The organism is Streptomyces ureilyticus (assembly GCF_011045025.1).
In the GTDB taxonomy this organism is placed as follows: domain Bacteria; phylum Actinomycetota; class Actinomycetes; order Streptomycetales; family Streptomycetaceae; genus Streptomyces; species Streptomyces ureilyticus.
Genome location: NZ_JAAKZX010000032.1, coordinates 49419 through 61584 on the forward strand (window position 1 = coordinate 49419; position 12166 = coordinate 61584).

The following is a 12166-nucleotide window of genomic DNA, read 5'->3' on the forward strand; positions in this document are numbered from 1 at the left end:
ATCAGAGGAAGGCGTGACCTTCGCCGCGGTAGGTCGTGACCTGCTCGACGATGTCGGCGCCCGACACCAGGTGAAGTGTGTTGACGCGTTCGCACAGTTCGCCCGCCTTGGCGTGGCGGAACCACACGTGCTCGCCCAGCCGCAGTCCGTGTGCCGCGTTGCCCAGGACCGGCGTCTGGACCTCTCCGGCCCCTTCCGTGGGGTTCATCCGCAGCCCTTGGGGCCAGCTCAGAGTGGGCTGCCGGTCCCGGCCCGGCGGGCCGGAAGCGATCCAGCCGCCGCCCAACACGGTGGCGATCTTCTCACTCGGGCGGCGTACGACGGACATGACGAAGTAGGCGGCGGGCCGGGGGCGGAAGCGTCGGTAGTAGTCGAACAGGCCCGGCCCGTACAGGCCCGACCCGGCGCCTATCTCCGTGATGACGTGTTCGGCGGCGGTCTGCTCGATGGAGCCCGTGCCACCGCCGTTGACGAACTCCAGCGGCGTGACGGCCTCGACGGCGGCGATGACTGCGGCACGCCGGTCGGCCAACTCGTGGGCGGACAGGCGCTGCATGGCGCGGATCGCGGCTCGTTTGAGGGGGGATCCGGGCTGGTTGTCGCCGAGCCCGGCGATCTGGCCCTCGTAGGACATGACCCCGGCCAGGTGGAATCCGGCGCGGTCCTGGAGGGCGCGGGCGAGTGCCACCGCTTGTCGCGGGGTGTGCACCGGGGAGCGGTACGGGCCCAGGTGGAGGCGGCCTCCGGCCAGTTCCAGCGAGGCGTCCAGATCGATGCAGACGCGGATGGGAGGCCGGGAGGCGCCGACCACCTCGTCGATGAAGTCCAGCTGACTGGTGGAGTCGATCATGAGGGTGATGCGGGAGGCCGCTCGCTCGTCCGCTGCGAGTTGCTTCAGGGCGGTGCGGTCCGTCGTGGGGTATCCGATGACGATGTCCGGGTGCTCCTCGGCCAGCCACAGCGCCTCGGGCAGGGTGAAGGCGAGAATGCCCTGGTATCCCTGCTGCTGGACGGCCCGGCGGATCAGCGTACGGCTGCGGAGCGATTTGCTGGCCAGGCGGATGGTTGCCTGCCCCGCCGTCCGGCGGGCCAGATCCGCAGCGTTGGCGTCGAAGGCATCGAGGTCCACCACGGCGAACGGCGGATCCAAGTGCTGGGTGGCCCGCTCCAGTTGGGCCATCCGGACCTCGCTGAAACCGGCCATGGCGGAGGCGGCCGATTTCACGTCCGGCCAGGACGCCACATGTGCGCTCACATCCGCACCCTTTCTCGGTAGTTCAGTGGACCGGCCCGGTAAGCGGCGGCCGGGAACCGCGTCAGACGGTCGAGCCGTCCGAAGGCCGCGCCGCGTCGGACCGGCGGCGGCCCGTGGGGGCGATGATCCGCTCTCGTTGCTTTCTTCCCTTGGCCTCGGCGAGCGGGATCACCCACCGCATCAGGCGGGGGAAGACGCCGGCGATCCGCTGGACACGTCCGCCCAGGGGAGGGAACACCACCTCGACCGGCTTGGAGACGATCGCGTCGACGACGGTCTTGGCGATCTCCTCCGGTGCGTAGGACTTCTCGGCGAAGGAGATGGCGCAAGCGGGGTCGGCCAGTTCCTGCTCAAGCATGTCCGTGCGCGTGGACGGAGGATGAATGATCGTGAAGTCCAGTGGCCCGTCGCGTTCCTCCAGGGCCACGCTGTGATGGAAGGCCCGCAGCCCGTGCTTCGAGCCGCAGTACGTCGCGTATCCGGGTAGCGGGAGGAACGACGTCATGCTGCAGACGGTGATGATGTGGCCGCGGCCCTGCACGGTCATCCGCTCGATCGCCGTGCAGGTGCCGGTGATGGCGCCGAGCAGGTTGACCTCCAGGATGTCGCGGTGCTGTTGGGGGCCGAGGTCACTTGCGTGACCGGTGTGGGTGATGCCGGCGTTGTTGACCAGCACGTCGACGGCTCCGAACGCGACCTCCGTTGCTTCGAAGGCCTTGACCCAAGCCGCCGGATTCCGGATGTCCAGGACACAGCCGGCGGCCCGGCTGCCCAGACTGAGCGCCCTGGCCTGTACGGCCTGTTCGTTGACATCGGACAGCATCACGCGGTGGCCGCGTGCGACCGCGGACTGCGCGATCGCGGCCCCGATGCCGGAGGCTGCGCCGGTGACGAGTAGCACCCGGCTGTTTTCAGACACTTCACTCATGGCCACAGAGTCTCCTGGTCGCCTGTCCAAGTCAATCGTCCGACATGAGATTGTCCTTCCTCGTTACCTGGGGATTCACAACCGGAGCATCTCGATGCGACCGCCGTTCAGCTCTGCGGCTCGGACGGGATCGTCGGTCGGCACGGTCGCGGCAAACAGGGTGCGCCCGTCTTGACCTGCGACCAGGCAGCTCAGGGTGTTCTGGCTCGTCGTCACGCGGTCGAGGACGCGGCCCCCCTCGGCCACGCGGACACATTCGCCGCGCAGTGCGTTCGCGATCCACATCGTCTCGCCGTCGCTGTGCCAGGCGATGCCGTCGGGGGCGATCGGTGAAGCGGAGCGCTTGGCGATGGCTGGGCGGTCCAGCAGCGCCGAGATCCTGCGGGTGATCCGGCCGAGAAGACCCGGATGGTTCACCGCATGCCACAGGAACGGTGAGATCAGCGGGGCCCAGGGGCGTGGCTCCCCGAGCGTGCCGTCGGGGAGCACGGGGAATGCGGTGAGCCGCATGGCCAGGGTTTCGGCCGCCACCATGGTGGTGCCGTCGGCCGTCAGGACGCATCCGTTGGGGAAGAGCACCGGCGCGGTCACCCCGAGCAGGGTCCCGTCCGCAGCCAGGCACGCGATCGGCGCCTTCGTCGGGCCGGGCGGCGCGTAGAGCATGGCGTTGGCGTGCTCGCGGGCGAACGCGTGGTAGTCAAAGCCGAAGTTGCCCACGTATGCACGCCCGTGCGGGTCGACGAGCATGTCGTTGACCGGGCCGCCGACAAGGTGCCGCAGATCCGCGTGCTCGACGAGCTCGCCGTCTGCTTCCAGTCGGTACACGACGCCTCCGTCCATGGAGGCGACGAGCATGCGCCCGTCCGGAAGCCAGCCGAGTCCGCCGGCCCGGCCGGGAACCTTGAGGACCGTCTCGGCCTCTCCCGTGCCGTCCCAGCGGTGCACCGTGCCGTGTGCCAGGTCGGAGAACCACAGGGCTCCCTGATGCCAGCGCAGTGACTCGGGAACGCCGAAGCCGCTCAACGCGACTGATGTCGTCCGTTTCATTCCAGCCGCTCCTTGGTGACGGGCCTTGGGCGTGGTATCTCTGCCGCAAAGCAAGTTGGTCATCCGTACAAGACACTTGACTTGTACGGGTGACCGTCTCATTCTGGGCAAACCGAAGTCAACGTTCCGGCAGGAGTTTTTCCGTGGCTCAGACTCGATCGCTCACGCCCGACGGCGCCCGGGCGGACGCACCCATCGCAGTGGACAACCCGGCCACCGGAGCAGTGGTCGGCCACGTCGCAGACGCGTCGGCGCAGGAGGTGGCGCAAGCGGTCGCACGAGCCCGGCGGGCGCAGCCGGGCTGGGCTGAACTGAGCGCCCGAAGCCGTGCGGAATTCTTCACGCGTGGTCGCCAGTGGCTGCTGACTCACCGGCAGGAGATCATCAACTCCATCGTCGCGGAGAACGGCAAGACCGAAGAGGACGCGATCGTCGAGATCGTCTACTGCGTCAGCGCCTTCGCCTACTGGGCCAAGCGAGCACGGCACTTCCTCGCCGAGACGAAGATCCGCTCGCTCTCGCCGTTCGTGCTCGGGCGCAGCATGTACACCCGGCGGGTCCCCCTCGGTGTCGTCGGAGTCATCGGCCCCTGGAACAACCCGTTGATCAACTCCTTCGGTGACGCCATCCCGGCCCTGGCCGCCGGCAACGCGGTCGTCCTCAAACCCTCGGAGTACACGCCGCTGACCGCGCTGCTCATGGAGAAGATGACCCGTGAGTGCGGCTGGCCCAAGGATGTCTTCCAGGTTGTGACCGGCGCCGGCGCCACCGGCCAGGCCCTGGTCGACACCGCCGACTTCGTGATGTTCACCGGATCCACGAAGACCGGCCGGGCCGTCGCCGCGCGGGCGGGCGAGCGGCTCGTCCCGTGCTCACTTGAACTCGGCGGCAAGGACGCTCTGATCGTGCTGGCCGATGCCTCGCTGGAGCGGGCGGTGAACGTCACCCTGCACGGTGCTCTGTGCAACGGGGGGCAGATGTGCACCTCGGTGGAGCGCGTCTATGTCGAGGAGCCGGTGTACGACGCGTTCGTCGCCAGGCTGCGCCAGCGGTTTGAGGAGGTCACCTCCGGCAGGCCGGCAGGGCTGGGCAGCACCGATGTGGGCGCCATGACCTTCCCGCCTCAGATGTCGATCGTCGAGGACCACGTCAAGGACGCCGTGAGCCGAGGAGCGCGCGTCCTTGTGGGGGGCCATGCCGCCCCCGGCCCGGGCCGGTTCTTCGAACCAACGCTGCTCGTCGATGTCGACCACACCATGAAATGCATGCGTGAGGAGACCTTCGGACCCACGCTGCCCGTGATGAAGGTCGCAAGTGCCGAGGAGGCCGTCCGGCTCGTCAACGACAGCACCTACGGCCTGCAAGCCTCCATTATCAGCTCGAACATGAAGCGTGCCCGACACCTCGCGGAGCGTCTCGAGGCAGGCTGCGTCACTATCAACGACGCCCAGACCAACTACATGGCCTTCGGCCTGCCCATGGGCGGCTGGAAGGAGTCGGGCCTCGGCGTACGGCACGGCGCCGAAGGAATCCGCAAGTACACCAGGCTCCAGGCCGTCAGCGTGAACCGCTTCCCGATGCGCCGCGACCTTCACATGATCCCGTTCGACCCCTCGGCCTATCGGTCCATCCTGCGCCTGGTGGACGTCATGTACGGCAACCGCCTGCGCCGCCGGAGCAAGTAACCGCGCCACCGCCCACCAGATCACGAAAGGCCAGATCCGATGACCACGACACCCGCCGCCCCGCACATGTCCGTCGGCGCCATGCCCGAGGGCGTCACCCTGCCGCTGCCCCAGCAGAACCTGAGCGTTGAGCAGGAGCGCGAGGTCCGCAAGCAGGAACTCGCCGCCGCCTTCCGCCTGTTCGCCCGCTTCGGGTTCTCCGAGGGGGTGGCCGGGCACATCACTGCCCGTGACCCCGAGAACCCGTCGGCCTTCTGGGTCAATCCCTTCGGCATGTCGTTCAGCCAGATCCGGGTCTCCGACCTGATCCTCGTCGACCACGACGGCACGCTCCTGGAAGGCAAGCGCCCGGTCAACAACGCCGCGTTCTGCATCCATTCAGAGGTACACCGAGCCCGGCCGGACGTGGTCGCTGCAGCACACACCCATTCCCTGCACGGCAAGGCATTCTCCAGCCTCGGCGTCCCCCTGGAGCCGATCACCCAGGATTCCTGTGCCTTCTTCGAGGACCACGGCATCTACTCCGACTACCGGGGCGTGGTGAACGACACCGAGGAAGGCCGGCGCATCGGCGTGGCACTGGGCGAGGGCAAGGCCGTCGTTCTGCAGAACCACGGGCTGCTGACGGTCGGGGCGTCCGTCGCCGAGGCGGCCTGGTACTTCATCACCATGGAGCGCTCCTGCCAGGCGCAGCTGCTGGCCATGGCCGCCGGGAAGCCGAAGCTCATCGACGCCGAGACAGCGAAGACGGTCCGTGCGCAGATCTCCGGCGCCCTGCCGGGCTGGTTCCAGTTCCGTCCCCTGTGGGACCAGATCACCGCGGAACAGCCCGACCTGTTCGACTGAGACAACGCCATAAGAGATGCGGCCGTCGCCCGCCTGAGTTCACGGAGGCGGGCGACGGCCGCATCGGTTTCGTCGGGCGACGACTACGACGTCGGGGTCCGAGTGGTAACGGAACAGGAAACCGGTGTTGCTGTCAGATATTCAAGACACCAACCCCAACCGGGTCGTCTGGAGAGCACATGTCGAAGAAGGTCGTCTGGATCGTCGGTGCCTCGTCGGGCATCGGCGAAGGTCTCGCCAAGGAGTACTCGCGCCGTGGGGCTCTGGTCGTCCTGAGCGCCCGGCGCGTACCGGAGCTCGAAAGGGTCCGCAGTGAGCTCGCTTCCCCGGACGCAGCCCTGTGCGTCCCGTACGACGTCACCGACTTCGCCGGCGCCGAGGAGGTCGTGAGCGGTGTGCTCGCCGAGGTCGGCCACGTCGACGTGCTCATCAACAACGCGGGCATCGACTACAAGGACTGGGTGCGCAACACGCCGCTCTCGATCTACCAGCGGGTCACTGACATCAACTACTACGGCAACATCTCGCTGACACTGGCGCTGCTGCCGTCCCTCCGCCCGGGCGCCCAGGTGGCGGTGGTCAGCAGCATCAACGGCCTGCTCAGCGACAAGTGCAGCTCGGCGTACGCAGCGGCCAAGCACGCCCTGCTCGGCTTCTACGACGCACTGCGCGCCGAGCAGCCGGAGCTCATCATTTCGGTGATCGTACCCGGCTTCGTCGCGACATCGATCACCGTGAACAGCATCAACGGCGGCGGCCAGACCTACGGCGAGCGCTCCGAGGCGAGCCTGACGGGGATGTCGGTGGACCGGTTCTCCACCCGAGCCGTCGACGCCCTCGAACGACATCGGCCCTTGATCGTGATCGCCGGACCCACCGAACGTCTGGCGGTCCGGCTCCACCGCTGGTTCCCGAGCCTGTTCTACCGGATCGTTGCCCGGGCCCACCCCGAGTACGAGAACAACAACCGCTAGCACCCGCCTGGATTCGAGGTGTGCATACCACGGTCGTCGGGTTCCTGCTGCTGCTCTCGCTCTGCGGGTGCGGCGCCGTCGTCTTCGGAGAGGGGGTTGGCCAGCAGTCGGGCGTTCTCCTGGAAGATCTCCTCCGCGCGGCGGTAGGAGAGCCAGGCCCGGCCCGTCTCGGGGCACACGTCCAGGCCAACCTGTCGTGGGAAGTGAGCGGCTACCGCGCGATCAGCGGCTGGTTCCTGCCCGACGAGGACCACCCGGCAGACGCGGAGCGTCCCGCCTTCATCCGCCCACCAGATCACGAAAGGCCAGATCCCGATGACCACGACACCCGCCGCCCCGCACATGTCCGTCGGCGCCATGCCCGCAGGCGTCACCCTGCCGCTGCCCCAGCAGAACCTGAGCACCGAGGAGGAGCGTCAGGTCCGCAAGCAGGAACTCGCCGCCGCCTTCCGCCTGTTCGCCCGCTTCGGCTTCTCCGAGGGCGTGGCCGGACACATCACGGCCCGCGATCCGGAGAACCCCTCGGCCTTCTGGGTCAACCCCTTCGGGATGTCGTTCAGCCAGATCCGGGTCTCCGACCTGATCCTCGTCGACCATGACGGCAAGCTCCTGGAGGGCAAGCGCCCGGTCAACAACGCCGCGTTCTGCATCCACTCCGAGGTGCACCGGGTCAGGCCGGATGTGGTCGCGGCCGCACACACCCACTCCCTGCACGGCAAGGCCTTCTCCAGCCTCGGCGTCCCGCTCGAGCCGATCACCCAGGATTCCTGTGCCTTCTTCGAGGACCACGGCATCTACTCCGACTACCGGGGCGTGGTGAACGACACCGAGGAAGGCCGACGGATCGGTGTGGCGCTGGGCAAGGGAAAGGCCGTCGTTCTGCAGAACCACGGGCTGCTCACGGTCGGGGCCTCCGTCGCCGCGGCGGCCTGGTACTTCATCACCATGGAACGCTCCTGCCAGGCGCAGCTGCTGGCCATGGCCGCGGGTGAACCGAAGCTCATCGATGCGGAAACGGCGCGGCTGGTGAGGGAGCAGATCTCCGGCCCCCTCCCGGGCTGGTTCCAGTTCCGCCCCCTGTGGGACCAGATCACCGCGGAACAGCCCGACCTGTTCGACTGACATGACGCGCTGATCCCAAGAAGCCAAGTCGGGTGGGTGCGGCGGCTACGGCCGCCGCACCCACCCGACTTATTGGTGTGGCCGCCATGCGACGAGGGGGCGGCCACTGCCGGTGAGCGTGCGCTCACCGGCGACTCACCTCACGCGTCCTTGGCGGCGAGGCTCATGAGGTGCTCGCCGGTCAGGCTGAGCACCTCGCGGGTGTTCTCGCTGTTACGGTCGGCCAGCCAGCACAGCGTGACACCGTCCAGCACCGCGTTGAGGTAGCGGGCCAGAACGGGAAGGGGCACCGTCCACTTGATGCCCGCGCTCTCGGCGGCTTCAGCCAGGAGCTGCTCGTGGACTTCCAGGTAATGCTCGTACTGCCGGCGGGCCAGATCCTCAAAGCCCTCCTGGCGCAACGCGTAGTGAGTGAGTTCGTACCCCACCTGATGCTCTCCCGGGCTGAGCTCAACTCCCTCCCAGAAGGCGTAGAGGCTCCTGGCGATGCGTGCGCCGAGGTCGCCCTCTCCCTCGAACACGTTCCGGGCCTTGGCCACGCCGCTGTCCGTGATGCGGGTGATGACTTCCTGGAGGAGCTCCTCACGTGAGTTGAAGCAGTAGTGGAAAATGCCCAGCGGCATCTTCGCCTCGTTGACGACAGCGCGTGTCGTGGTCTTGACGACTCCGTCGCGGACCATGACGCGGAACGCCGCGGCGATGAGTTCTTGCCGTCGATCCTTCGCTGCCATGCGAGACATTCGGTCCACCGTTTCATCAAGAGTGAAATGCTCGTCCATGCTAACCGGCGTCTTGGACGATCGACCAACTGTGATTTCGGTCGTCGGAGTCGATGGCGTACATCTCGTCCGTGGGCTTCAGGCAGTAGCCGGTGGGAGCCTTGTTGATCCCGGCGAAGACGAGGCCACGGGTAGGGTCGCGGAGGTCACACCCTCTTGCCGAAGGGCCCGGAAGACATTCCGCAGGACGATGTGGATCGAGCGGGCCGGTGTCCCCCTTCGGGTGGCGATGGCCCTCTTGACGTCGTCGCGGGTGATCTCGCGCAGGCTCTCGACGCCGTCCGCCAGCCACCCCTTGAGGATCGGGTCGAGGACATGTCAGCAGCGGACGATGCTTCGGTGGGTGCGGTGCGGCCGGTGTGCTCCCATTTGCCCTCTCCGCGCACGATCAAGGGGAGAGAGGTCAACCTCCACAGAACACAACCAATCGGAACGCCCGCAATCAAGAAGAGGAAGACCGGCCGTCTCTGGTCCCCACGGCGATCAACTCGCACTCTCTCAGCGCAACGTAGCCGCCACCATCGCCCATGACCCACAACCAACGACGCAGATCACGGGGCGCGCGTGGCCCGCAGCGCGCCCCCGCCAACCAAGAGACACTGCGCCATGCCCCCTCCGTACGCGAGAATGAACGCGAGTCAGCCCCTCACGTATGCCGAGGAACCGCGCGATGACCGCCAGTCCCACCGCAACAGAACACACCGGGCGTCTGGTCCTGCGCACCGACCAACAGGAGGGCCTCGCCAACACAATCCGCCACCTGCGCCGCCCGCGCACCCGCGGACACGCCGTCTCGGCCTGCGGCACCGGCAAGACCCTCTTCGCACTGCGCGTCGCCGAAGAACTCGGCGTGCGACACCTGGCAGTGGCAGTACCCAGCCTGGACCTGGTCGCGCAGTGGGCGGCAGCGGCTCGCGCGGACGGCCGCCAAGAGCCGATGATCACGGTCTCTTCGCTGCGCGCCGAATCACACCCGCTCCTCGCCGAAGCCAAGGTCGACTCGTCCAACGCGGGGGAGTACCTGGCCTACTGGCTCGCCCGCCACCCCAAAGCAACGGTCTTCTTCACCTACGACTCGCTGTCCAAGGTCGAAGAAGCCCAACACTCCGCGATCTTCCCCGCCCCCGTCTTCGGCCTGCTCATCGTGGACGAAGCACACGCCACGGCCGGCACCTGGGAGAAGAACTGGACCGCGCTGCACGACAACGAACGCATCCCTGCCGAGCGCCGCCTCTACCTCACCGCCACCCCCTATGTATGGGAAGCCCCACGCCTGACCGAGCCGCCCACCACCAGGGCGCAGCCCAAGCGCACCGCCGCCACAGCACCGGCCTGGGACGACCCGGCCCTGCTGGCCACCATGGACCAGCTGCAGATCTTCGGCCCCCGCCTACACACCTACTCCCACGCCGACGCCATCGATGACGGCGTCCTGGCCGACTACCAGCTCGTCGTCCCCACCGTCACCGACACTGAACTGCACACCGCGCTCACCGATCCAAAAACAGGGCCCACCGCGCGCCGCACCACCGCCCTGCACCTGGCCATCCTCAAAGCCATGCGCGAGCAGGATCTACGGCACGTGTTCGTCTACTTCCAGCAGATCGCCGACGCCGCCGACTTTGCTCGCCAGTTCGCCCACACCCTGCGCACCCTCCCCGACGAACTGCGCCCCGACTGGGCGGACGACGTCGTCGTGCAGTCCATCGACGGCACCCACAGTCCCCGCCGACGCGCCGACATCATTGCCCGCTTCACCAACGCCGACCGGGCCGTGCTGGCCAACGCCAAAGTCCTTGGCGAAGGGGTCGACCTGCCGGCCGTCGACGCCGTCGTCTTCGCCGACCGCACCGCCAGCGTCCGCCGCATCGTCCAGGCCCTCGGCCGCGCCCTGCGCAAACCACCCACCGCCACAACGAAGACGGCCAGCCTCGTTGTCCCCGCCTACATCCCGCCCGGTGCCGACCCCACCGACCTCCTCGGCACCCCCTACCAAGCCCTCTGGCTGGTCACCTCTGCCCTGCGCCACCACGACCAGACCATCGCCGCCCGCGCCCCCCGGGCCAAGAACCAGCATCCCGCCCGCGACTCCCACACCTACATCACCCGCCGCTTCCGCTTCGACCACACCATTGACCCCACTGCGATCGCCCGCGCCTTGGACCTGCTCGTCTGGCCCTCCCACGGCGCCGTCCTGTCCGCCCCCCGCCGCGCCGGCCTAGCCGCCGCCATCCGCTACCAAAGCGAACACGGCCACCTGCGCGTGAGCGCCGACTACGAGGACGCTTACGGCTACCGGCTGGGGCAATTCATCACCGGCCAGCGCACCGCCTACCAGGCAGGCGCCCTCGATCCGGCATGGATCGCCGAGCTCGAGGATCTCGGCATGATCTGGGACGACCACGAGGCCACCTGGCAGGGCCACCTGGCCACCGTCGAGGCCTTCCACGCCGAACACGGCCACCTTGCCATCCCCACCCAACTACCCGGTGGCCAGTTCCTTGCCGACCAGCGCGCCCTGGCCCGAAAGGACCGCCTCACCCCTGACCGCGACAACCAGCTCACAGCCCTCGACCCAGACTGGAAACTCCCCTACGGCCCCGACTGGCATCGCAAGTTCCATCTGCTGCGCCGCCACCTGGAAGCCGGCAACCACCCCAGCACGCTGCGCCGCGACACGGTCATCCATGGAGTGAAGGCGGGCAGTTGGCTGCACCGCCAGCTCACTAGCTGGCCCGACCTCGAGCCCGGCCAGCGCGACCTGCTCGCCCACATGGGAATCGCCCCCGAACGCGCCCTCCTGGACCAGGAGCACGCCGCGGGCAGGCCGAGTACATCGCGGCGGCGCACGTTCGCGCAGACCACCGAGATCCTCGGGCTCTTCGTGGCACGGTGGGGACGCACCCCCGGCGCCCGAGAATGGATCGAGGTCGACGGCGACCGTGTCATGATCGGTCCCTGGCTCGCCAAGGTCCGCACCAAGCTGAACGCTGATCAACTCCCCTCGGAGCAAGAAGAGTTGGTGTCCGCTACCCTTGCCGAGCACGGCATCGATCTGGTCCGTGCTCCCGGCACCATCGGGCCATCAAACGGCTGAGGTTCGGCCGCTGAGCTCAGTGCGGCGGCAGCCTCGTTTCGCGCAGCCCCGGGTCCCATCTTCGGTATGTGAGGGAGTGGCAGAACTCGAATACTCCAAAGTTTTGGAGACAAGGAAGCAGCGGCACACAGGATTGGCACAGCTCGACGTTATGGTTGTAACTGACGAGCCGTCACCAAACGTCCAGTCGGGCAGAACAACGACCGCCACCCCCTGCTACTAGCCGAATTAACCTGCACCCCAGTCATGTTGGACTTGAAAAGCCAAGGCAAGTCGGGGAGGAGGCCCGATCGCTCCGCGATCGGGACACCGCACCGACGACCCAACTCGATCCGCGGAGCGGATCCGGTCCCGGAGGGACCGAGCTCAGCCCCCGCGGAGCGGGGGCTGAACCGACGCGTAGCGTCGGCGCGTCGTTCCTGCGGAGCAGGAC

Annotated in this window: 10 protein-coding genes; 5 read left to right on the forward strand and 5 right to left on the reverse strand. The window is 67.8% G+C overall.

Annotation, left to right across the window (positions count from 1 at the left end):
* Position 1: 1 nt before the first annotated feature.
* From G6048_RS13225 to G6048_RS13235, 3 genes are all read right to left on the reverse strand, one after another.
* A complete protein-coding gene (locus tag G6048_RS13225) occupies positions 2-1204 on the reverse strand; it encodes an amino acid deaminase/aldolase (protein WP_165339714.1) in 1203 nt (400 codons plus the stop codon).
* Between the two features lie 112 nt (positions 1205-1316).
* Entirely contained in the window at positions 1317-2183 is an 867-nt protein-coding gene (locus G6048_RS13230; RefSeq protein ID WP_165339700.1) for an SDR family NAD(P)-dependent oxidoreductase, read from the reverse strand.
* Between the two features lie 75 nt (positions 2184-2258).
* Positions 2259-3230, reverse strand: a complete 972-nt coding sequence (locus tag G6048_RS13235; protein WP_165339701.1) for an SMP-30/gluconolactonase/LRE family protein — start codon at positions 3228-3230, stop codon at positions 2259-2261.
* A 143-nt stretch (positions 3231-3373) separates the two neighbouring features.
* Between G6048_RS13235 and G6048_RS13240 the strand changes: the two genes are divergently transcribed.
* The 3 genes from G6048_RS13240 to G6048_RS13250 all read left to right on the forward strand — a co-directional run bounded on the left by G6048_RS13240 (position 3374) and on the right by G6048_RS13250 (position 6735).
* The gene (locus tag G6048_RS13240; RefSeq protein ID WP_165339702.1) at positions 3374-4915 is read left to right on the forward strand and encodes an aldehyde dehydrogenase family protein; all 1542 of its coding nucleotides are present in this window, start codon (positions 3374-3376) and stop codon (positions 4913-4915) included.
* A 39-nt stretch (positions 4916-4954) separates the two neighbouring features.
* Positions 4955-5761, forward strand: a complete 807-nt coding sequence (locus G6048_RS13245) for a class II aldolase/adducin family protein (protein WP_165339703.1) — start codon at positions 4955-4957, stop codon at positions 5759-5761.
* A 179-nt stretch (positions 5762-5940) separates the two neighbouring features.
* Complete coding sequence (locus G6048_RS13250) at positions 5941-6735, forward strand: SDR family NAD(P)-dependent oxidoreductase (protein WP_165339704.1); 795 nt, start codon at positions 5941-5943, stop codon at positions 6733-6735.
* Here the strand turns inward: G6048_RS13250 and G6048_RS49445 are convergent.
* On the reverse strand, positions 6732-6914 hold the full coding sequence (locus G6048_RS49445) for a hypothetical protein (RefSeq protein ID WP_235989667.1): 183 nt from the start codon (positions 6912-6914) through the stop codon (positions 6732-6734). The two genes, G6048_RS13250 and G6048_RS49445, sit on opposite strands and share 4 nt — an antisense overlap.
* A gap of 136 nt (positions 6915-7050) precedes the next feature.
* Between G6048_RS49445 and G6048_RS13260 the strand changes: the two genes are divergently transcribed.
* The gene (locus G6048_RS13260; RefSeq protein WP_165339705.1) at positions 7051-7857 is read left to right on the forward strand and encodes a class II aldolase/adducin family protein; all 807 of its coding nucleotides are present in this window, start codon (positions 7051-7053) and stop codon (positions 7855-7857) included.
* A gap of 140 nt (positions 7858-7997) precedes the next feature.
* On the opposite strand, the gene G6048_RS13265 is transcribed toward G6048_RS13260, so the two are convergent.
* Positions 7998-8588: a TetR/AcrR family transcriptional regulator gene (locus G6048_RS13265; RefSeq protein WP_165339706.1), complete on the reverse strand. Its 591-nt coding sequence runs from the start codon at positions 8586-8588 to the stop codon at positions 7998-8000.
* Positions 8589-9306: 718 nt separating this feature from the next.
* Here G6048_RS13265 and G6048_RS13270 point away from each other — a divergent pair.
* A complete protein-coding gene (locus G6048_RS13270) occupies positions 9307-11733 on the forward strand; it encodes a DEAD/DEAH box helicase (RefSeq protein WP_165339707.1) in 2427 nt (808 codons plus the stop codon).
* Positions 11734-12166: the final 433 nt, after the last annotated feature.